General features: G+C 67.7%; 23 protein-coding genes. 13 read left to right on the forward strand and 10 right to left on the reverse strand.

Annotated elements, in window-relative coordinates; translation table 11 throughout:
- Positions 1-7: 7 nt before the first annotated feature.
- On the forward strand, positions 8-1,012 hold the full coding sequence (locus U5817_RS03740; RefSeq protein WP_169133025.1) for a hypothetical protein: 1,005 nt from the start codon (positions 8-10) through the stop codon (positions 1,010-1,012).
- Positions 1,013-1,028: 16 nt separating this feature from the next.
- The gene (locus U5817_RS03745) at positions 1,029-1,436 is read left to right on the forward strand and encodes a SoxR reducing system RseC family protein (RefSeq protein WP_169133024.1); all 408 of its coding nucleotides are present in this window, start codon (positions 1,029-1,031) and stop codon (positions 1,434-1,436) included.
- Positions 1,437-1,451: 15 nt separating this feature from the next.
- On the opposite strand, the gene U5817_RS03750 is transcribed toward U5817_RS03745, so the two are convergent.
- From U5817_RS03750 to nifN, 6 genes are read right to left on the reverse strand one after another with little or no spacing between them, the layout of a single operon-like run.
- Complete coding sequence (locus tag U5817_RS03750) at positions 1,452-1,880, reverse strand: nitrogen fixation protein NifQ (protein WP_169133023.1); 429 nt, start codon at positions 1,878-1,880, stop codon at positions 1,452-1,454.
- A gap of 1 nt (position 1,881) precedes the next feature.
- Positions 1,882-2,178 (reverse strand): ferredoxin III, nif-specific, encoded by a 297-nt coding sequence (gene fdxB / locus U5817_RS03755; protein ID WP_407279762.1) that lies wholly within the window; start codon positions 2,176-2,178, stop codon positions 1,882-1,884.
- 35 nt (positions 2,179-2,213) lie between these two features.
- Positions 2,214-2,405, reverse strand: coding sequence for a CCE_0567 family metalloprotein (locus U5817_RS03760; RefSeq protein WP_407279763.1), 192 nt, complete (start codon positions 2,403-2,405; stop codon positions 2,214-2,216).
- Positions 2,406-2,414: 9 nt separating this feature from the next.
- Positions 2,415-2,888 (reverse strand): NifX-associated nitrogen fixation protein, encoded by a 474-nt coding sequence (locus tag U5817_RS03765; protein ID WP_407279764.1) that lies wholly within the window; start codon positions 2,886-2,888, stop codon positions 2,415-2,417.
- On the reverse strand, positions 2,881-3,309 hold the full coding sequence (nifX, locus tag U5817_RS03770) for a nitrogen fixation protein NifX (protein ID WP_407279765.1): 429 nt from the start codon (positions 3,307-3,309) through the stop codon (positions 2,881-2,883). Before nifX ends, U5817_RS03765 begins: the two co-directional genes overlap by 8 nt.
- 22 nt (positions 3,310-3,331) lie before the next feature.
- The gene (gene nifN / locus U5817_RS03775) at positions 3,332-4,720 is read right to left on the reverse strand and encodes a nitrogenase iron-molybdenum cofactor biosynthesis protein NifN (protein WP_407279766.1); all 1,389 of its coding nucleotides are present in this window, start codon (positions 4,718-4,720) and stop codon (positions 3,332-3,334) included.
- A gap of 349 nt (positions 4,721-5,069) precedes the next feature.
- Between nifN and U5817_RS03780 the strand changes: the two genes are divergently transcribed.
- Positions 5,070-7,559: a response regulator gene (locus tag U5817_RS03780; protein WP_407279767.1), complete on the forward strand. Its 2,490-nt coding sequence runs from the start codon at positions 5,070-5,072 to the stop codon at positions 7,557-7,559.
- Between the two features lie 24 nt (positions 7,560-7,583).
- Here the strand turns inward: U5817_RS03780 and nifE are convergent, their stop codons facing one another.
- The gene (gene nifE / locus U5817_RS03785) at positions 7,584-8,999 is read right to left on the reverse strand and encodes a nitrogenase iron-molybdenum cofactor biosynthesis protein NifE (protein WP_407279768.1); all 1,416 of its coding nucleotides are present in this window, start codon (positions 8,997-8,999) and stop codon (positions 7,584-7,586) included.
- Between the two features lie 335 nt (positions 9,000-9,334).
- On the opposite strand from nifE, the gene U5817_RS03790 reads away from it, so the two are divergent.
- From U5817_RS03790 to U5817_RS03800, 3 genes are all read left to right on the forward strand, one after another.
- Positions 9,335-9,841, forward strand: coding sequence for a TlpA family protein disulfide reductase (locus U5817_RS03790; protein ID WP_407279769.1), 507 nt, complete (start codon positions 9,335-9,337; stop codon positions 9,839-9,841).
- 195 nt (positions 9,842-10,036) lie between these two features.
- Positions 10,037-10,675, forward strand: a complete 639-nt coding sequence (locus U5817_RS03795; protein WP_407279770.1) for a DUF47 domain-containing protein — start codon at positions 10,037-10,039, stop codon at positions 10,673-10,675.
- A gap of 23 nt (positions 10,676-10,698) precedes the next feature.
- A complete protein-coding gene (locus U5817_RS03800; RefSeq protein WP_169130750.1) occupies positions 10,699-11,706 on the forward strand; it encodes an inorganic phosphate transporter in 1,008 nt (335 codons plus the stop codon).
- A 55-nt stretch (positions 11,707-11,761) separates the two neighbouring features.
- Here U5817_RS03800 and U5817_RS03805 read toward each other — a convergent pair whose 3' ends face one another.
- Entirely contained in the window at positions 11,762-12,298 is a 537-nt protein-coding gene (locus U5817_RS03805; RefSeq protein ID WP_407279771.1) for a DUF924 family protein, read from the reverse strand.
- A gap of 330 nt (positions 12,299-12,628) precedes the next feature.
- Here U5817_RS03805 and U5817_RS03810 point away from each other — a divergent pair, with 330 nt between their 5' ends.
- From U5817_RS03810 to U5817_RS03840, 7 genes are all read left to right on the forward strand, one after another.
- A complete protein-coding gene (locus U5817_RS03810; RefSeq protein WP_407279772.1) occupies positions 12,629-13,849 on the forward strand; it encodes an RNA polymerase sigma factor in 1,221 nt (406 codons plus the stop codon).
- Between the two features lie 130 nt (positions 13,850-13,979).
- Positions 13,980-14,372 (forward strand): YciI family protein, encoded by a 393-nt coding sequence (locus U5817_RS03815; RefSeq protein WP_169130744.1) that lies wholly within the window; start codon positions 13,980-13,982, stop codon positions 14,370-14,372.
- Positions 14,373-14,455: 83 nt separating this feature from the next.
- On the forward strand, positions 14,456-14,899 hold the full coding sequence (locus U5817_RS03820; RefSeq protein ID WP_407279773.1) for a YybH family protein: 444 nt from the start codon (positions 14,456-14,458) through the stop codon (positions 14,897-14,899).
- Between the two features lie 19 nt (positions 14,900-14,918).
- Positions 14,919-15,377, forward strand: a complete 459-nt coding sequence (locus U5817_RS03825; protein WP_407279775.1) for a VOC family protein — start codon at positions 14,919-14,921, stop codon at positions 15,375-15,377.
- A complete protein-coding gene (locus U5817_RS03830) occupies positions 15,365-15,775 on the forward strand; it encodes a YciI family protein (protein WP_407279776.1) in 411 nt (136 codons plus the stop codon). Before U5817_RS03825 ends, U5817_RS03830 begins: the two co-directional genes overlap by 13 nt.
- Positions 15,776-15,855: 80 nt before the next feature.
- Entirely contained in the window at positions 15,856-16,335 is a 480-nt protein-coding gene (locus U5817_RS03835) for a VOC family protein (protein ID WP_407279778.1), read from the forward strand.
- Between the two features lie 81 nt (positions 16,336-16,416).
- Positions 16,417-17,118 carry an HAD family hydrolase gene (locus U5817_RS03840; protein ID WP_169130774.1) on the forward strand — a complete coding sequence of 234 codons (702 nt, stop codon included), beginning with the start codon at positions 16,417-16,419 and terminating at the stop codon, positions 17,116-17,118.
- Positions 17,119-17,247: 129 nt separating this feature from the next.
- On the opposite strand, the gene U5817_RS03845 is transcribed toward U5817_RS03840, so the two are convergent.
- Both U5817_RS03845 and nifK read right to left on the reverse strand, forming a co-directional pair.
- Entirely contained in the window at positions 17,248-17,595 is a 348-nt protein-coding gene (locus U5817_RS03845; protein WP_169130734.1) for a 2Fe-2S iron-sulfur cluster binding domain-containing protein, read from the reverse strand.
- A gap of 11 nt (positions 17,596-17,606) precedes the next feature.
- Positions 17,607-19,139, reverse strand: a complete 1,533-nt coding sequence (gene nifK, locus U5817_RS03850; RefSeq protein ID WP_169130732.1) for a nitrogenase molybdenum-iron protein subunit beta — start codon at positions 19,137-19,139, stop codon at positions 17,607-17,609.
- Between the last annotated feature and the right edge of the window lie 9 nt (positions 19,140-19,148).

Consider the following 19,148-nt stretch of genomic DNA (forward strand, 5'->3'; position numbering starts at 1 on the left):
GGTCCGAATGAATGCGCCCACTGCCTGGGGGGTGCGCTGCCGCCAGCTCGCCGAGCCCGTCGTGGAAGCCTGCTCCGTGACCCCGGCTGCCGCAGGGCCGGCGGCACTCGCACACGAGATCCGCAAGCACCTGCCCGACTGGCCGTTCCGCGAGGTGCTATGCCGCGGCGGCTGGTACCGGCTGGGGGGCGTGATGGACGCCGACGGCGTGCGCGTGTCCGACAATCTCGAGCAATGGGCGGTCGCGGAACTGGAGGCGCGCGACGGCGAACTCGGCGCGTTGCTCGACGACTATGCGGGCTCGACGCTGCGTGCAACCCACCTGCGAGGCCGCACGCACTACTTCGCGGCCGCGACGCCGGGGCGGGCGAGCACGGACTTCGTCCAGCTGGAGGTCGAGGAGCTGCAGGAGACCTGGGCGTCGCCGCTGTTCCGCGACGAGGCCGCGCCGGGGACGCTGGACGAGCTGATCGACGCGCCCTGCGGCGGCGAGGCGTGCGCGGGCGAGCATGGGCCGCGCTGCGGCACGCCCGTCGAGGCCGCGCACTACCGCTTCCGCCGCCTCACGCATGTCGGCGATCTGCTCGCGCGGATGCGCACGCAGGCGCTCGAGCCGCAACCCATCCACCGCTTCGTCGCGGACTGGGATGCGTCCAGCGCGGGGCCGGCGACCGCCTTCTGCAACCACTGGGCGATCGCGCTGCGCGAGCATCTGGACCGCTTCCGGCAGACCATCGTGCGTGCGACGCCCATCCCCGCGCTGACCGGCGAGGCCCCGCGCTTCGGCGCGCGCGAGGGCGCGAGCGGGTTGTCGCTGCATGCGGCGCTGCTCGCCTTCGACCGCGCCGTCGGTTATCCGATGGCGTGGTACTTCGGCCTGCTCGCCGGCAAGGCGGTGGGGCACTGGGTGCCGGCCGCGGTGGCCTCCGACGCGGCGGCGGGGTTCTCCTATCTTCCCGAGCGCGATCTGGCGGTGGTGCGACAGTGGCTGCACCGGCCGTATGCGTTCTGAACGGAGGCCTGGTGCGATGTCCGGTGCACTGACGCATGAGGGCGTGGTCCGGTCGGTCGAGGGGGGCAGGGCTCTCGTCGCGGTGCCGGTGCAGGGCTGCTCCAGCTGCGGCGAACGTAGCCGTTGCGGGGTCGGCAAGCTCGCGGGCGGCGGCAAGGTGTCGCTCGTGACGGTGCCCGCATGCGCCGGCCTCGCGCCGGGCGATGCGGTGACGCTCGCGGCCGACCCGGACGCGATCAACCGCGCGGCGCTTTTCGGCTATCTGTTGCCGGCGCTGCTGATCGTCGCCGGCGCGGTCGGCGGGGACCGGCTCGCGCACACCGACATCGCTGCGGCGCTGGGCGCGTTTGGCGGCCTCGTGCTCGGCGTGCTCGTCACGCGGGCGCTGCCGCGGGTGCCCCTCGTGCTGCTGCGGCGCGATTGAGCGGGAGAACCACCCTCAGGCGAACGCGAGCAGCGGCAATTCCTCGCTGCCGAAGCATTCGCCGTGGTGCGCGCATACGCCGCAGGACGGCGCGCGGCAGGCACTGATGCCGACCTCTTCGCATAGTTGCTTGTAGAAGAACTTCTTCCAGCGCATGCCGTTCACGTTGCGCCCGGCGAGGCGCGGGAAGTGCTCGTGCAGCAGCGCCGACAGCTCGGCGCGCGAAGGCAGGCCGAGGTCGTGCCACAAGTGGTCCTCGCCCATGCAGGCGCGGGCGACGCATTCGGCCAGCGCGACCACGTCGGAGCTGCGCCCCGCGGCGCCCTGCAGCAGCAGGCGGCGCACGTCCTCGTACTCGTCGTGGCGTGCGCCGCTGGCGAACAGGCTGCCGCCGGGCTTCCAGCGCGCATCGATCATCGCGAGGTAGGCGGCGGCGGGGCGCATGTCACATCGCCTTCGGCGCATACGAGATGCAGCGCCGCGCACAGTTGTTGTTGCAGGACTCGCAGCCGACGCAGTTCTCCGGGTGCGCGATGTGCATCACCTTCTTCTCGTACTCCTCGTCCTCGTCCTCGATCGCGAACATCTCGCCGTCGTCGTCGACGGCCATGAGCTGCAGCACTTCGCGCGCACAGGTCTTGAAGCAGCGGCCGCAGCCGATGCACTTGTCGTGGTTGATCGCGGCGATGAAGTTGGGCGTCCAGGCGATGCCCGAGGGCAGGGTGACGGTGAAGTGGGACATGGTTGCTCCGTGAAAGGGGCGGTTGGGATCCGGGCTCAGCCGGCGGCGGCCAGCCGGGCGCGCGCTTCGGCAAGTTTCGCGTAGGCGTCGAAGGTCTTCTGCGCCTGCTCGGGGATGCGCTCCCAGCCAATCGGCAGTTCCTCGGACAGGTCGTGCAGGTCCATCTTGGCCTGCGTCGCCTGGGCGTTGAGCTTCTTCACCAGCGCTTTCAGTTCGTCGCTCGTCATCGCATCACCTCAGAAATTCGCCACTTCGGGGAAGCGGCCGATGAGATCCGCCGCCTCGCCGACGATGCGGTCGCCGGCCTCCGCGAGCGCCTGCAGCGTGTCGAAGCCGAAGCGGTGGATGTCGCGGTGGTATTTCGAGAACACGATCAGGCGGCCCGTGGTCAGCATCGCGCGGCCGAAGCCTTCGTGGTTGAGCTTGATCGTCGGGGATGCGATCAGCCCCGTGCGGCGCTCGATCGCGAGGCCGGCGGCGTTGTAGAAGAGATCCACCCGCGCCATCACCTCCGGGCCCGGATCGTCGATGATCGAGATCAGCTTGCGCGCGGCCTTGTCGACGACGAAGGGCTTGAGGATGTCGGCGTCGCTCTTGTGCTCGCGCCGGCCGAAGGTGTCCTGGGCGCGGATCAGCTTGACCAGCTCCGCGAGGAAGGGCGATGCGGCGATGACGACGGCCGCCTCATCCGGTGCGAGGGTGTCAGACATGTTCGGCCTCGCTCGCGGCGTCATGCTCCGCATCGAAATCGAAGCTGCGCTCCCGGCCCTTCAGCAGCACCTTGCGCAGCCACGGCGGCGGCGTGCCCTTGAGCACTTCCTGCAGGCGCTCGATGATCGTCGCGATCGGTTGCGGGTTCGCCACCTTCACCGGATGCACGCGCAGATTCACGACCTTGGCCGCCGCCGAGCCGCCGATCGCCGCGACGTACAGCATCGCGCAATCGCGCACCGCGTCGAGCTTGGGGACGAGCTTGTCCTCGGTGCCGTCCTCGGCGAGATCGCCGGCGAACTCGACGACTTCGACGAGCCGGCTCGCGTCCGGCTGCACTTCGTAGATCGCAATCTTTTTCGCCCAGCCGAAGTGGGCATCCACGTCGATCAGGTTTTCCGTTGCAAAGGCGACTTTCATGCCGAGTTCTCCCAATGGCGAATCAGTGACCAGCGCAAGCCGGCGCATCCACGGCCGGCGCGGGGCCGGTTCGGTGGTGGTCGGGCCGGAGGCTGGCGGGGGTGACGTGCTGTTCATGCGCGTGCAGTTGCTCCATGAAGACATTGCCCACCTCGAAGATCAGATCGCGCGTGCCGCGATAGCCGACAGTGACCTTGTGCGCGACGCCGAGCCGGTCGAAGGTCGGCAGGCCGGCGCGCCAGAAGGGGATGCCCAGCCGCGCCGCCGCCTGGCGGCCGTGCGAATGGGTCACCAGCAGGTCGCAGCCGGCGGCGTGTTCCTCGAAATCGCCCAGGTCGCCGATGCGCACCGTCTCCGCTGCGACGCGTGCGAGCACCGGCGCGTCCTGCGGCGCGATCGCGCACGCCACCTGCGCGCCCATGTCGGCAAAGAAGTGCGACAGCGCGAACAGCAGATCCGGCTCCGCGGCGATTGCGACCTTCTGCTCGCCGAAGTAGAAGTGGCCGTCGAGCATCGCGTCCTGCAGTTGGCTGTGCTGGCGGCGGTATTTCAGCGGCACGTCCTGTTCGGACAAGTCGGACAGCAGCGCGATGAAGGCGTCGCAGGCGGCGAGCCCGGTGAGGCGGTCGAACACGCGGAACGGCACGCCGGTTTTCTTCTCCAGCAGCTCTGCCGCCGGGCGCATCTGCTCGCCGATCGCGATCGTGATGGCCGATGCGCCCATCGCGCGCACGTCTTCGAGCCGGGTGCCGCCCAGCGTGTGCGGCAGGAAGGTCTCGGGGATGTGGCCGTCGAGCGAGCCGGAAAGGTCCGGCAGCACGATCGGCGTGAGGCCGAAGGCTTCGACCGTCTCGCGGACCTCCTCGATGTCGCCCGGCGTCAGATGGCAGCCGGCGAGGATGTTCACCTGCCACGGCGTGCGCACCTTGGTCGTCGGCACCAGGGCATCGATCATCGCGCCGACGGCCTTCGCCCAGCCGTCGGAAAAACCGCCGACGAAATCCGGCGTCGGCGCGAACACCACTTCCGTGCCGGCGAGCTCCGGGTGCTTCTCGCGGATCAGCTTCAGGAAGCCCGCGACGTCGTCGCCCTTGGCCTCCGTGATGCCGGTCGAGCACAACCCGATCAGCGCCGGGTTCGCGCGCTTCTTGATGTTCAGCAGCGCCTGCTCGATGTTCTCCAGGCCGCCGAGGATGGTCGTGACCTCGTTCATCGCGGTCGTCTGCAGCGGGATCGTCTCGCGGAAATGGCGCACGAACAGCACCAGCCCGAACGCCGTGCACCCCTGCGAGCCATGCAGCAGCGGCAGCGCGCGGTCCATGCCGAGGAAGGCCAGCGCGGCGCCGATCGGTGCGCTCATCTTCAGCGGGTTCGTCGTGCAGGCTTTCCTGCCGGGAATGATCGTGGCCATGATGCGTGCTCGGAAGGGTACGGGTACAACACAGCAGGAACGGTGCCAGCGAGGCATAAGCGCCAAAAATCAGTGACATGGCCTCGTTGCCAGGCTGCTCCGGTGCAGCTTTGGCGGATGTCCGACACCGACGTGTCGCAAGCGCCACACACGCCCCGTGACGCGGGCCCGGGTCGGTCCGGGCGACAATCCCGCGCGGCAAGCATGCCCTTGCGCGGTATCATGATGACGACCGGCTGGAGCCGGCGCGTCGATTCGGGGGGCAGCCGCGGGTACGCTGGCATCCGGCCACCCCCGCCCATCGGCGAGCATGTCAATGAACTTCGATTTCAGGACACGAGGAACACCGATGCCCGACTATCGGATGCCTGTGGATCGTTCCCAGCGGATCGCGGCGCTCGTTGCCGAGCGCACCGCCGAACTGGCCGCGGTCAGTGCGTCGCTGCGCGAGGTCAATGCCGAGCAGCAGGCGATCCTCGATACCGCGACCTCGGGCATCGCGCTGATCAAGGACCGCGTGGTGGTCCGCTGCAACCGGCGCCTGCACGAAATGTTCGGCTGGCCGCCGGGCGGGCTTGTCGGGCAGCGCACGGCGGTGTGGTATCCCGACGATGCAGCGCACATCGCGGGCGGCGAACCGGTGTACGCAGCCATCTGGCGAGGCGAATCGCACCGGCGGGAGCAGCAGCTCATGCGCCGCGACGGCTCCCTGTTCTGGGCGCGCCTGACGGGCACTGCGGTGGATACGACCGACCGCAGCAAGGGCTCCGTGTGGGTCATCGACGACATCTCCGCCGAGATCGAAGCCGTCGAGCGGATGCAGAAGGCCCGCGCGCTCGCCGAGGACGCCGCGCGCATCAAGTCGGATTTCCTCGCCAACATGAGCCATGAGATCCGTACGCCGATGAACGCCATCATCGGCATGACCTACCTCGTCCTGCGCACCCAGCTCGACGCGCGCCAGCGCGACTACATCGAGAAGATCCAGGCCTCCAGCCAGCACCTGCTCGGCATCATCAACGACGTGCTCGACTTCTCCAAGATCGAGGCCGGCAAGCTCGTCATCGAGCGCATCGATTTCGACCTCGAGAAGACCGTCGCCGACGTCGGCGCCCAGATCGTCGAGAAGACCAACGCGAAGGGGTTGGAACTGGTCATCGACGTCGCCTCGGACGTGCCGTCCAGCCTCGTTGGCGACCCCCTGCGCATCACTCAGATCCTGCTCAACTACGCCAACAACGCGGTCAAGTTCACGGACCACGGCGAGATCGTCATTCGCGTCCGGCGCGAACGCTTCGAGGATGGCGACGTGGTGCTGCGCTTCGAAGTGCGCGACACCGGCATCGGCATCGCCGAAGAGCAGCGCGAGCGCCTGTTCCGCAGCTTCGAGCAGGCCGACACCTCCACCACGCGCAAGTACGGCGGCACCGGGCTCGGACTCGCAATCAGCAAGCGGCTCGCCGGCATGATGGGCGGCAGCGTAGGCGTCGACAGCCAGCGGGGCGCCGGCTCGACCTTCTGGTTCACCTGCCGCCTGGGCATCGGCCGCGCCGAGGGGCACCTGCTCATGCCCGCGCCTGACCTGCGCGGCCTGCGCGCCCTGGTCGCCGACGACAACCTCAGCTCGCGCGAGGTGCTCGCCGAGATGATGCGCTGCATGACCTTCCGGGTGCATGCCGTGGACTGCGGGCACGCGGCGGTCGCCGAAGTGGCGCGCGCCGCAGGCGCCGGCGAACCCTACGACATCGTCCTGATCGACTGGCAGATGCCCGGGCTCGACGGCGTGGCCGCCGCGCGCGAGATGGGCCGGCTCGGGCTGCCGCGGCTGCCCGTGCGCATCGTCGTCACCGCCTACGGGCGTGAGGACGTTGCGCGCGCCGCCGTGGGCTCCGGCGTCGACGACATCCTGCTCAAGCCGGTCACCGCCTCCGCCTTGTTCGACACGGCCATCCGGCTGCTCGACGGCGCCCTGCGTCCGGCCAGGGCGCACGCCGCCACCGGCGACGCCCCGGCCGACCTCGCTGCGATCCGCGGTGCGCGGCTGCTGCTCGTCGAGGACAACGAGCTCAATCAGGAGGTCGCGAGCGAGCTGCTCGGCGCCGCCGGCTTCCGTGTCGATATCGCCGCCAATGGTGAAGAGGCGGTGCAGCGCGTGCAGCAGGCCTCCTACGACCTAGTGCTGATGGACATGCAGATGCCGGTGATGGATGGCGTGACCGCGACGCGTGCGATCCGCCGCCTGCCCGCCTGCGCCGGCCTGCCTATCGTCGCGATGACCGCCAATGCGATGGCAGGCGATCGCGAGCAATGCATCGACGCGGGGATGAACGATCACGTCGCCAAGCCCATCCAGCCCGACCGCCTGTGGGCGGCGCTGCTGCGCTGGATCGCGCCGCGCGGCGACGCGACGGCCGCGGACAGTCCGGCAGCGACGGCGCCTGCCGCTGCCGCGCCGCGCGTCGTGCTGGCAAGGCTCAGGCTGATTCCGGGACTCGATCCCGACCTCGGTGTGCGCCGCCTGATGGGGAAGGAGGACTTCTACCTCTCCCTGCTGCGCAAGTTCGTCAGCGGCTATGGGGATTTCACCGCGCGCCTGGACGCGGCCCTCGCCGGCGGCGACCTCGCCGCGGCCGAGCGTCTCGCCCACTCGCTGAAAGGACTGGCGGGGCAGATCGGCGCCGCGCCGATGCAGGAGGTCGCGGCCGGACTCGAGCGTTGTCTCCATGAAGGCGCCCCCGCCGCGGAGATCGACGACGCCCGCGACCGTGCCGCGCGCGCGCTCGCCGACCTGATCGAAGCGATGACCCGGGCGCTGCCGGCTCCCGAAACGGTCCTGTAGTCCTCACGGGCTTGTCGCGGACGCTCACGCCGTGGCCACGCGCTCGCCCCAGCCCTCCGGCTGCTCCCACGGCGCCGGCTGTCGCACCTGCGCCCAGATCGGGTTGTACAGCGCCTTGTCGATCTCCGCGACCAGATTCACCACGCCCTCGTAGCCCGCGAGCGCGTGATGGCGCTCCTGGTTGATCTCCACCCAAGGCGTCTTCGCCTTCAGCGCGACGAACTGCGAGCGTCCGCCCGACAGCATCACGTCGGCCTTCGACTCCTTCAGCATCCGGTACATCTCGCGCGGCGGCAGCTCGTCGAACATGTGCGCGTCGGTGCCCATGATCTCGACGACCTTCGCGCGGTCGCCCTGCGTCGATTTGCGCATCGAGGTGCCGACGATCTCCATGCCCACCTCCTGCAGCGCCGACACCACGCTCCACGACTTCACCCCGCCGGTGAACAGCAGCACGCGCCTGCCCGCGAGGCGCGCACGGTACTTCTCCAGCCGCGCCCACGCGCGCGCCTCCTCGCGTGCGATCAGCGCCTCGGCGCGCGCCGGCAGGTCTGCCGGGGCGCCGCGCTCGACCAGCAGGCGCGAGATCCTGCGCAGGCAGTCCGACATGTCCGCGATACCGTAGAAGCTGCCCTCGAAGAACGGGATGTCGTAGCGCTCCTGCATCTTGCGCGCGATGTTGATCAGCGCCTGCGAGCACAGCATGATCGCCGCCTTTGCGCGATGCGAGCCCGCGATGTCGCGGTAGCGCGCGTCGCCGCAGAAGGTCGCCAGCACGCGGATGCCCAGCTCGTCGAAGAGCGGCTTCACCTGCCAGAACTCGCCGACCACGTTGTATTCGCCGATCAGGTTGATGTCGCAGTCCGTGGTGTATTCCGGCTCCAGCGTGCCGACGACGTGGTCGAGCAGCGCCTCGCCGCCGAGCTTGTTGCCGAGGTTCTTGCTGCCCGCGAAACCTGGGGCATTCACCGGGATCACCGGCGTGCCGAACTTCGCGGAGGCCGCCTTGCACACGCCTTCCACGTCGTCGCCGATCATCGCCGGCAGGCAGGTCTGGTACACGAAGATCGCCGGCGGATTCACCTTGTCGACGATCTCCTTGATCGCGCGGTACAGGCGCTTCTCGCCGCCGTAGATCACATCGAACTCCGCCATGTCGGTGGTGAAGCCCGTGCGGTAAGTCTGCGGGCCGGACGAATACACGTGGCGCGAATCCCACGAATTGCCTTCGCACGCGATCGGCCCATGCACGAGGTGGGCGACGTCCACCACCGGCTGCAGCGCGATCTTCGCGCCATCGAAGGCACAGCCGCCGGCCGCCGCACCCGGCGTCAGCGGCTTCTTGCAGCCTTCCTTGCGTGCCTTGTCGCTCTTCGCCTGGTTCGTCGCGCAGCCGGGCTCGATCAGCAGGCTGTCGATTCTCTGTTTGAGTGCGCTCATGTCGGTTTCCTGTATGCGCCCGTGGCGCGGGGGTCGGGGGACGGGGAAACCGATGCACGATCGGTGCCAGACTCAGCGGTACGTAAAATCAATGACTTGCAGGCATTACGCGAATGCTGTCGAACTCGCGACAGTCAATTTGTCGGGGAGGCGACACGGGGCGCAGTGGGAGCGGCTTCAGCCGCGAATCGGCCGCAGCCCTTGAGACTCCGCCCATTCGCGGCTGAAGCCGCTCCGACGGAACAGCACGGGCGCCGCCGTGTCGGAGCTTCCTCAGCCCTGCTATGCTCAGGCTTTCGCGGCGTACCGCGCCGCGCTTCCGACCCGTAGCCAAGATGAAGAAAGCCCTCCTTTCCCTCGCCCTGAGCCTCGCCGCAATGTCCGGACCGGCCGTCGCTGCCCCCGGAGAAGTGCCCGAAGGCGGCACCTTGCAGCAGATGCCGATGCAGGGCCTTACCGGCGGCTCGAAGCTGCTCGGCGACTATCGCGGCAAGCCTCTGATCATCAACGTCTGGGCCAGCTACTGCCCGCCCTGCCTGGCCGAGATGGGCTCGCTGGAGCGCCTGTCGAAGCGTTACGGCAAGCAGTTCAACGTGATCGGCATTTCCATCGACGACTACCCCGAGCGCGCGCAGGCCTTCCTCGCGCAGGCGAAGACCAGCTTCCCGCACTTCATCGACCGCAAACTCGCGCTCGAGAACATGCTCGGCGCCAACCGCATCCCGCTCACGGTGCTGGTCGATGCCGACGGGAAGATCCTGCACAAGGTTTACGGCGCCAAGGAGTGGGACAGCCCCGATACCGTCGAGGCCATCGGCAAGGCCTTCGGCCTGCGCATGTAAGCGGTGCGCGCCCGGGCGGCGCTCGGCGCATGAAGTTTCCCCGGGCGCAGCCGCGCGCAGGATACGGACGCGTTGGGGGATATGCCCCGGCGCGCGCATATTCCTGCGCAATATTTCCGGATGAAACATTACAGGATTGTTTCCGCTGGTAAAATCGCGGCCTAACTCCATACGGCCGTCCGGCAAAACAACATCATGTTCTCGCGCTTCATGCCCCGTGAGGGTCAGTTCTTCACGCTTTTCAACTCCCATGCAGATGAGATCGTGACCGGTGCCAAGGCCCTGGTCGCGCTGATGCAGGCCGTCGGAAAGGACGCATCGGCAGCGGCCAAGGCCACCGCCGACATCGACGAGATCGAGACCCGTGCGGACAAGGTGAATCATGACGTGATGGCGCTGATGCATTCCACGTTCATCACGCCGCTCGACCGCGACGAGATCCACCAGCTCATCTCGCGCATGGACGACGTGCTCGATACCATCCAGGACGTCGCCGAAACCGTCTCGCTGTACGACATCGGCGAGTCGACGGAGGAGGCCCTGCGCATCGCCGAGCTGTCGCTGTCCTGCGCCGAGAGCGTGCGTGCGGCAGTCGTGCTGCTGTCCAACATGGACAACGGCCGCGAGATCCTGCGCATCTGCCACGAGATCGACGGCTTCGAATCCGACGCCGACCGCGTCCTGCGCAAGGCGCTGTCGGGCCTCTTCCGCGACGAACCGGACGTTCGCGTGGTCCTGAAGATGAAGGGTGTGTACGAGCTGCTCGAATCGGTCACCGATCGCTGCAAGGACGTCGCCAAGATCCTCGAGGCCGTAGTGCTCGAAAACTCCTGATCCGCGATCTCCAGGAAAACGACATGGCAACTATGGAGATCGGGCTGGCCACGGTGATGTTCCTCGTGGTGCTGGCCCTGCTGTTCGACTTCATGAACGGCTTCCACGATGCGGCGAACTCGATCGCGACGGTCGTCTCGACCGGCGTGCTCAAGCCGCAGCATGCGGTCGCCTTCGCGGCCTTCTTCAACGTCGTCGCCATCTTCATCTTCCAGCTGAAGGTCGCGACCACGATCGGCAAGGGCACCATCGATCCCGCGGTGGTCGACCACGTCGTCGTGTTCGGCGCACTGGTCGGCGCGATCGCGTGGAACGTCATCACCTGGTACTACGGCATCCCGTCCAGCTCCTCGCACGCGCTGATCGGCGGCCTGGTCGGTGCCGCGGTCGCCAAGGGCGGCTTCGGCTCCCTGCTCGCCGCCGGCCTCATCAAGACCGTCGCCTTCATCCTCGTGTCGCCGATGCTGGGCTTCCTGCTCGGGTCGATACTGATGGTGATAGTGTCCTGGGTGTGCTTCCGAACGTCACAGCGCAAGGTCGACAAGTGGTTCCGCCGCCTGCAGCTCGTGTCGGCCTCGCTCTACAGCCTCGGCCACGGCGGCAACGACGCGCAGAAGACCATCGGCATCATCTGGATGCTGCTGATCGCCGCCGGCATCAGCCAGGGCTCGGACCCGGTGCCGATGTGGGTCGTCGTCACCTGCTACCTCGCCATCGGCCTCGGCACGATGTTCGGCGGCTGGCGCATCGTCAAGACCATGGGCCAGCGCATCACCAAGCTCAAGCCGGTCGGCGGTTTCTGCGCCGAAACCGGCGGCGCGATGACGCTGTTCCTCGCCACCGCGCTGGGCATCCCGGTATCGACCACCCACACCATCACCGGCGCGATCGTCGGCGTCGGCTCCTCGCGCAAGGTCTCGGCGGTGCGCTGGGGCGTGGCGGGCAGCATCGTCTGGGCGTGGATCCTCACCATCCCCTGCAGCGCGCTGATCGCAGCCGGCGCGTGGTACGTCGGCCGCATCATCCTCTGAGCGATCTGCACTGACCGAACGGTCCGTCCTCCGCGGCGGGCCGAAGCGGCCGGGTTCAGAAGCGCGAACCCGGCCGCTTCAGGAATTCGACCTCCTCCGGCGTCGATTCCCTTCCCAGAATCGCATTGCGATGCGGATAGCGCCCGAAGCGCTCGATGATCGCCTTGTGCCGCAGCGCGGAGTCGAGGCTGTCCGCGATGCCGTTGCGCTCGAAGAGCTGCACCGCAATCTCCTGGATCCTCGGCGACTCGCTGTGCATGAAGGGCATGTACAGGAAGCTGCGCTCCACCGGCCGCAGCGCCTGCTCCGCCCCCGCCGCAATCGCCTCCTGCGCCAGCGCCAGGGCCAGGGCGTCGCACACGAAGGCCGCGGGCGAATCGCGAAACATGTTGCGCGAAAACTGATCCAGCACGATCACCTCCGCCAGCCTCCCGGTGGGCGTCGCACGCCACGCGTACAACTCGCAGCGCGCAGCCTGCGCGTGTATTGCGCCGAAGCGTTCGGCGACCATGCGGTCGAAAGCGGCGTCCTTCTTCCACCACTGCGCGGGGGAAACCTCGTCGAACCAGAACTCCAGGATCTTTTCGTACATGGCTTGCTCCCGGGTGAGGTCGAACCGTTACGGGCTCTCGCCGGCCTTGTTCCTTCCTGCACAGTCGCTTCGGGATCCTTCTCCCGCGCGGGAATGCGGATCGTCGTCAGCGCAAAGTCGCTGACCTGCCGAGCGCCGCGCCACAGCTCGCGTCCGTTCTGAAGCAAAGGATCACAAAGTGCGATCGCGCCCGCCATTGAGCTGAGGGCGAGATGGACTAGTCTAAGGGATGTCCTTCGACAAGCGGAGCAGCCCGGGATGGTCGACCGCGATGCCTCATCGGACCCAGTGCGCCAATCCATGCCGGCGGCCGCGGCGGTGCGAGCGAAGGTGGAAGAAATCTATCGCACCGAGTCGCGCCGGGTGTTCGCCACGCTGATCCGCCTGCTCGGCGACTTCGACCTCGCCGAGGAGGGACTGCACGACGCCTTCCGCGCGGCTCTCGAACAGTGGCCCGAACAGGGCGTACCGGCCAATCCGCGTGCCTGGCTGGTTTCCACGGGGCGCTTCAAGGCGGTGGACACGTTGCGCCGCCGTGCGCGCTTCGACTTCGTCGAGGATCTGGATGACCGCCCCCATCCGGTCGGCGACGAATCGGCCGACGAAGGCAATCCCGGCGACAGCGTCGAGGACGACCGTCTGCGGCTGATCTTCACCTGCTGCCACCCGACACTGCCCACGGAGGCCCGCACCGCGCTGACGCTGCGCGAGGTGTGCGGCCTCACCACCGAAGAGATCGCGCGCGCCTTCCTCACCGCGCCGCCGACCGTGGCGCAGCGCATCGTGCGCGCCAAGGCCAGGATCCGCGACGCGCGCCTGCGCTACGAAGTGCCCGAGCGCGCCGAATTGCCGGCCCGGCTCGACAGCGTGCTGCGCGTGATCTACCTGGTATTCAACGAAGGCTACTCGGCCTCGGCCGGCGATTCGCTCACCCGTGCCGATCTGTCGGGCGAAGCGATCCGGCTCGGACGGCTGCTTGTCGAACTGCTTCCCGAACCCGAAGCGATCGGGCTGCTCGCGTTGATGCTGATCCAGGAGTCGCGCCGTGCCGCGCGCACCACGCCAGCCGGCGATCTGGTGCTGCTCGACGCACAGGACCGCTCGCGATGGCTGCACGAGCTGATCGCCGAGGGCACGGCACTGGTCGAGCGCGCGCTCCTGGCCGGACCCGCCGGCCCTTATGCGCTGCACGCCGCAATTGCCGCCGTGCATGCGGAGGCCCCTGTTGCCGGGGCAACCGATTGGGCCCAGATCGTCGGTCTTTACGACCTGCTGCTGCAGCGCGAACCGTCCCCGGTGGTCGAACTGAACCGTGGCGTGGCGATAGCGATGCGCGACGGCCCGGCGGCCGGGCTCGCGGTGATCGACACGATCCTGAACCGCGGCGAACTCTCCGACTACCACCTCGCCCACGCGGCGCGGGCCGATCTGTGCCGGCGCCTGGGCCGCCACGAAGAGGCGAGGGTGGCCTACCGGCGCGCTCTGGCGCTGACCCGGCAGGCCACCGAGCGCCGTTTCCTCGAGCGACGGCTCGCGGAACTGGCGGCGTGATGTTTCTTTTTGCAACGCGATGTCGATTTCGTCGTGCGCCGTTCGACCAGGGGTACGGAGGCCCCGATCGCGCCGATCGGCGCAGGCTGCCGAAGGCGGTCCACACCGCGCATTCAAGAGGAGAAGCCCGATGAAATACCTTTGCCTGATCTGTGCAGAGAAGGTCATGGAGCAGATGCCGCGCCCCGATGCAGACAAGCACTTCGAGGAGTACCGCGAGTTCACCGACGCGGTGCGCAAGAGCGGCCACTACCTCGGCTGCAACCGCCTGTTGCCCCCTGACGCCGCCAGCACCGTCCGGGTGCGCGACGGCCGGATCTCGGTCACCGACGGGCCGTGGGTCGAAACCAAGGAGCAGCTCGGCGGCTACTACCTGATCGAGGCCCGGGATCTGAACGAGGCCATCCAGGTGGCGGCGCGCATACCAGGCGCGCGCTTCGGCTGCGTCGAGGTACGGCCGGTCGCGGAGGACGCACAAACCCTGCAGGCACTGGGCTTTGACACGCAGGAAGCCGCCGCCTGAAGGGAACAACGAGGTCGATCCGGCCACGCACCGTTCGACCAGCCGGCGCCGCAAGCGCCTCATCCAACCCCGGGAGATCCACCATGGACACGAGATCCACCCTCGCACTCAGCGAAACGGAAATCCGCAACGAACTGGAAGACTGGGCAGACGCGGTCCGCGCCAAGGACGTCGACCGCATCTTCGCGCATTACGCACCGGAGATCGTCGCCTTCGACGCCATCGCGCAACTCCAGTTCAAGGGCAACGACGCCTACCGCAAGCACTGGGAAAGCTGCCTGACGATGTGCACCGGCGCGATGATCTTCGAGGTGCACGAGCTGGAGATCACCACCGGTGCGGAATTGGCCTTTGCCCACGCCCTCAACCGCTGCGGCGGCACCGGACCGGACGGCAAGGAGATGTCCGGCTGGATGCGCATGACGAGCTGCCTGCTCAAGCAGCACGGCAAGTGGCGAATCGTGCACGAGCACTTCTCCGCTCCCTTCGACCCGCAGAGCAACACGGCCCTGTGGCTGACGCCCTGACCCCAACGAGGAGAATACGATGCGACTCAACCCCTATCTCATCTTCAACGGCGACTGCGAAGCCGCCTTCAAGTTCTATCAACAACACCTGGGCGCGACCCTGCAGGCCCTGCTCCGGTTTGCCGATGCGCCCAAGGGGGCCGACGGTGAGCCCGGTTGCGGGCCGATTCCGGCCGAGTTCGGCAACCGCATCATGCATGCCTGCCTGCTCATCGACGGCCAGATGCTCATGGCGTCGGATACGACGCCCCAGTATCCGTATGAGGGCATCAAGGGCTGCTCGGTCTCGCTCAACGTCGATTCGATCGCCGAGGCCGAGCGCATCTTCGCCGCCCTCGCGGACAACGGCACGGTACAGATGCCGCTCGGCCCCACCTTCTGGGCGGCCCGCTTCGGCATGTGCACGGACCGCTTCGGCGTGCCGTGGATGATCAATTGCGAGACCGACAAGGGGGGGGATTTGACATGCGCTTCATGATGCTCGTGATCCCGAAGGGCTACGAGAAGGCGCCGCCCGGAACGGTCCCCGACGCGAAGGCGGTCGAGGCGATGATGAGGTACAACGAGGAACTGCAGAAGGCCGGCGTCCTGCTCTCGCTCGAGGGATTGCACCCGCCGTCCATGGGCGCGCGCGTGTCCTTCGCCGGCGGGAAGCCGACCGTCACGGACGGCCCCTTCATCGAAACCAACGAAGTGCTCGGCGGCTACTGGATGATCGACGTGAAGTCGAAGGAGGAGGCGATCGCCTGGGCGTCGCGCTGCCCGATGGCGGACAACGAGATCATCGAGATCCGCCAGGTCCAGGAGATGTCCGACTTCCCGCCCGACGTGCAGCAGGCCGCAGAAGGCTTCACGGCCATGCAGGGCCCGCACTGACGTCGCCGCGGGCGCAGCCTCTCCAGAACGCCGGTGCGCACATCCGGCGCGCCGGCAATGACGGCCAATGGAGCAAGCAAATGGTGAGCAAGAACACGATTTGTCTCTGGTACGACGGCACCGCCCTGGATGCCGCGCAGTTCTACGCCCGCACGTTTCCGGACAGCGCCGTGGGCAGGATCCATCGCGCCCCCGGCGACTATCCCTCCGGCAAGCAGGGCGACGTCCTGACGGTCGAGTTCACCGTCATGGGCATTCCCTGCATCGGTCTGAACGGCGGTCCGGCATTCCGTCACAGCGAGGCCTTCTCGTTCCAGGTCGCGACCGACGACCAGGCCGAAACGGACCGCTTGTGGAACGCGATCGTCGGCAACGGCGGTCAGGAAAGCGCGTGCGGTTGGTGCAAGGACCAGTGGGGGGTGTCGTGGCAGATCACGCCGCGCGCCCTGACGGCCGCGATTGCCGACCCGGACCGGGCGGCGGCAAAGCGCGCCTTCGACGCCATGATGAAGATGGGGAAGATCGACATCGCCGCGATCGAAGCTGCACGGCGGGGATGACGGTAGCGGCGTGCAATCGCGTCGGCCGAGTTCCACCTGTCGACGCACAGAACCGAAGCACTGTCGGGTACCATCGCCGGTATGCTGAACCTGAACCAAATCAAGGCCGTCTCGCTGGATCTGGACGACACGCTGTGGCCCATCTGGCCCACCATCGACCGCGCGGAAAAGGTCCTCCACGAATGGCTCGTGACGAATGCCCCGGCGACGGCGGCCATGTACGCGAGCCCGCGGGCGCTGCGCGAGGTCCGCGACGCCATGGAAGTGCAGCGTCCGGATCTGGCGCACGACATGACCGCGCTGCGCCGCGAGTCGATCCGTGTGGCGCTGTCGAGCGCCGGGGACGACCCTTCGCTGGCCGGGCCCGCCTTCGACGTCTTCATCGCCGAACGCCACAACGTGAGCTTCTTTCCCGACGCGCTCCCCGCGGTGGAATTCCTGGCCGCGCGTTATCCGCTGGTGAGCATTACCAACGGCAACGCCGATCTCGCGCGCGTCGGCCTGGCGCCATACTTCGTCGCCGGCATTGCAGCGCTCAAGGTGGGCGTGTCCAAGCCCGATGTGCGCATCTTCCAGGTCGCAGCCGAGGCCGTCGGTGTGCAGCCGCACGAGGTGCTGCACGTGGGCGACGACATGGTCATGGATGTGCTGGGGGCGCGTAGTGCGGGCATGCAGGCGGTGTGGGTGAATCGCGGGCAGGCCGCGTGGCCGCATCCCGAGCAGCCGCATCTGGAAGTGACCGACCTGAGCGGGCTTGTCGATGCGCTGGGGTTGACTGCCTGACCGGACGGCCCGGCGAGAGCGGGGCAGGGCCGAGGCATGGCCGGAAGAAAAACGGCCCGCCTTGCGGGCGGGCCGGACCGGCATCCGTCGTGGAGAGAACGCCGGATGCAGTGAGCGGGTTTCAGGCGCTCAGAACTTCACCACGATGTCCTCGTCGAGCAGCAGGTACTGGCACGCGAGCCGGTAGCGCGGCGCGAGATCCAGCAGTTCCAGTTCCTCGAACTCCTGCCGCGCGAGCTTGCCGGAGGTGAGCAGCGTGAGCTTTTCCTTCTCGGTGAGGTGCACCGCCATCGGCGGCTTGTTGCCGATGTGGATCACCTCGACCGTGCAGGAACCGCATTCGCCTTTCTGGCATTCGCAGTCGATCGCGACGCCATGATCCCGGGCGACGCCGAGGATGCTCTTGCGGTCGCCCGCAGGGGCATAGACGGTGAGGTCGCGGCGCATCTTCGGCGAGCTGAAGGTCACGTTGGGCATTGCGCTCCTCCTCAACGCACGAGATCGAAGCTCGCCGAGTCGGTGGTCTTCGCGTCCAGCGTGTCGAAGATCTTGTCGAGGATCTTCACGAGAACGTTCAGGCCGCCCTGGTAGCCCCAGATCGGGAAGCGGTGATGATGGTGGCGGTCGAAGATCGGGAAGCCGATGCGGATCAGCGGCGTGCCGATGTCGCGCTCGAGGTACTTGCCGTGCGAGCTGCCGATCAGGAAATCGACCGGCTCGGTGGCGAGCAGCGAGCGCAGGTGCCACAGGTCCTTGCCCGGCCAGGCCTTGGCGTCCTTGCCGAAGGGGCTGGCGGCGAGCAGCGCGTTGATCTTCTCGGTCCAGTCCTTGGTCGCGTTGGTGCAGAGGATATGCACCGGCTCGGCGCCCAGTTCGAGCAGGAATGCGGTGAGGCCCAGCAGCATGTCGGGGTCGCCGAAGAGCGCGAAGCGCTTGCCGTGCAGGTGGGCCTGCGAGTCGGCGATGGCATCGACGAGGCGGCCGCGCTCGAGCTCCAGCGAGGCCGGAATGGCTTGGCCGGTGAGCTCGGACACCGCCATCAGGAAGGCGTCGGTGCCGGTGACGCCGACCGGGCAGTGCAGCGACACCGCCTTCTGGCCCGCCTTCTCGACGTACTCGGCCGACTTCGCCGCCGAGATGCCCTGCATGAACACCGTGCCCCTGGCGTCGAGCGCCGCTTCCATCTGCGCGGCGGTGGTGCCGCCCGCGTACATGCGGAATTCGCCGTCGGTCGGGGTATCGAAGACCTCGGACGGGTCGGAGATGATGGTCGCCTCGACGCCCATCTCCTTCATCATCCGCTTGAGTTCGCGGTTGTTGGCAACGCAGTAGCCGTCGAAGCCGCCGTTGATGTTGATCGCCGGGGCCGTGGTCTCGGCGCGCGTCTTGCCGTCCCAGAAGCTCGTGAGGAAGCCCTTGAGCATGTTGTCGTAGCCGGTGACATGGCTGCCGACGAAGCTGGGGGTGTGCGCGAACGGCACGCGGAAATCCTCGGGAATCGAGCCCTTCTGCTTGGCGATCTTGATGAAGCCGTCGAGGTCGTCGCCGATGACTTCGGCCATGCAGGTCGTCGACACCGCGATCATCTTCGGCTTGTACAGCGCATGGGCGTTGGCGAGGCCGTCGACCATGTTGTTGAGGCCGCCGAACACCGCCGCGTCCTCGGTCATCGAGTCGGACACGGCCGAGCACGGTTCCTTGAAGTGGCGGTTGAAGTGCGAGCGGAAGTAGGCGACACACCCCTGCGAGCCATGCACGTAGGGCAGCGTGCCCTCGAAGCCCGAGGCGCACAGCACCGCGCCCAGCGGCTGGCAGGCCTTGGCGGGGTTGATGACGAGGGCTTCGCGCTTGAAGTTGATCTCGCGGTATTCCATCGTCCTGGTCCAGTCGGCGACCTCCCGGACCTTGTCCGCGCCGCAGCCGCCTTCGAACTGGGCCTTCTTGCGCTCGAAGATCTCCTGGTATTCCGGCTCCTTGAACAGGCCGGCGTGGTCGAGGACCTTTTCAGCTGATTGAGGCATGGTCGTGCT

It is taken from the genome of Aromatoleum evansii, assembly GCF_045689615.1.
Lineage (GTDB): Bacteria > Pseudomonadota > Gammaproteobacteria > Burkholderiales > Rhodocyclaceae > Aromatoleum > Aromatoleum evansii.

What these genes read in the sequence shown, in the direction of transcription:
- nifX (WP_407279765.1), bottom strand. Translation starts at nt 3,309, where the DNA reads ATGAAAGTCGCCTTTGCAACGGAAAACCTGATCGACGTGGATGCCCAC.
- U5817_RS03790 (WP_407279769.1), top strand. Translation starts at nt 9,335, where the DNA reads ATGAAGAAAGCCCTCCTTTCCCTCGCCCTGAGCCTCGCCGCAATGTCC.
- U5817_RS03835 (WP_407279778.1), top strand. Translation starts at nt 15,856, where the DNA reads ATGGTGAGCAAGAACACGATTTGTCTCTGGTACGACGGCACCGCCCTG.
- U5817_RS03765 (WP_407279764.1), bottom strand. Translation starts at nt 2,888, where the DNA reads ATGTCTGACACCCTCGCACCGGATGAGGCGGCCGTCGTCATCGCCGCA.
- U5817_RS03750 (WP_169133023.1), bottom strand. Translation starts at nt 1,880, where the DNA reads ATGCGCCCCGCCGCCGCCTACCTCGCGATGATCGATGCGCGCTGGAAG.
- U5817_RS03830 (WP_407279776.1), top strand. Translation starts at nt 15,365, where the DNA reads ATGCGCTTCATGATGCTCGTGATCCCGAAGGGCTACGAGAAGGCGCCG.
- U5817_RS03840 (WP_169130774.1), top strand. Translation starts at nt 16,417, where the DNA reads ATGCTGAACCTGAACCAAATCAAGGCCGTCTCGCTGGATCTGGACGAC.
- fdxB (WP_407279762.1), bottom strand. Translation starts at nt 2,178, where the DNA reads ATGTCCCACTTCACCGTCACCCTGCCCTCGGGCATCGCCTGGACGCCC.
- U5817_RS03805 (WP_407279771.1), bottom strand. Translation starts at nt 12,298, where the DNA reads ATGTACGAAAAGATCCTGGAGTTCTGGTTCGACGAGGTTTCCCCCGCG.
- U5817_RS03780 (WP_407279767.1), top strand. Translation starts at nt 5,070, where the DNA reads ATGCCCGACTATCGGATGCCTGTGGATCGTTCCCAGCGGATCGCGGCG.
- U5817_RS03815 (WP_169130744.1), top strand. Translation starts at nt 13,980, where the DNA reads ATGAAATACCTTTGCCTGATCTGTGCAGAGAAGGTCATGGAGCAGATG.
- U5817_RS03740 (WP_169133025.1), top strand. Translation starts at nt 8, where the DNA reads ATGAATGCGCCCACTGCCTGGGGGGTGCGCTGCCGCCAGCTCGCCGAG.
- U5817_RS03795 (WP_407279770.1), top strand. Translation starts at nt 10,037, where the DNA reads ATGTTCTCGCGCTTCATGCCCCGTGAGGGTCAGTTCTTCACGCTTTTC.
- U5817_RS03745 (WP_169133024.1), top strand. Translation starts at nt 1,029, where the DNA reads ATGTCCGGTGCACTGACGCATGAGGGCGTGGTCCGGTCGGTCGAGGGG.
- U5817_RS03845 (WP_169130734.1), bottom strand. Translation starts at nt 17,595, where the DNA reads ATGCCCAACGTGACCTTCAGCTCGCCGAAGATGCGCCGCGACCTCACC.
- U5817_RS03825 (WP_407279775.1), top strand. Translation starts at nt 14,919, where the DNA reads ATGCGACTCAACCCCTATCTCATCTTCAACGGCGACTGCGAAGCCGCC.
- nifN (WP_407279766.1), bottom strand. Translation starts at nt 4,720, where the DNA reads ATGGCCACGATCATTCCCGGCAGGAAAGCCTGCACGACGAACCCGCTG.
- U5817_RS03800 (WP_169130750.1), top strand. Translation starts at nt 10,699, where the DNA reads ATGGCAACTATGGAGATCGGGCTGGCCACGGTGATGTTCCTCGTGGTG.
- U5817_RS03820 (WP_407279773.1), top strand. Translation starts at nt 14,456, where the DNA reads ATGGACACGAGATCCACCCTCGCACTCAGCGAAACGGAAATCCGCAAC.
- nifK (WP_169130732.1), bottom strand. Translation starts at nt 19,139, where the DNA reads ATGCCTCAATCAGCTGAAAAGGTCCTCGACCACGCCGGCCTGTTCAAG.
- nifE (WP_407279768.1), bottom strand. Translation starts at nt 8,999, where the DNA reads ATGAGCGCACTCAAACAGAGAATCGACAGCCTGCTGATCGAGCCCGGC.
- U5817_RS03760 (WP_407279763.1), bottom strand. Translation starts at nt 2,405, where the DNA reads ATGACGAGCGACGAACTGAAAGCGCTGGTGAAGAAGCTCAACGCCCAG.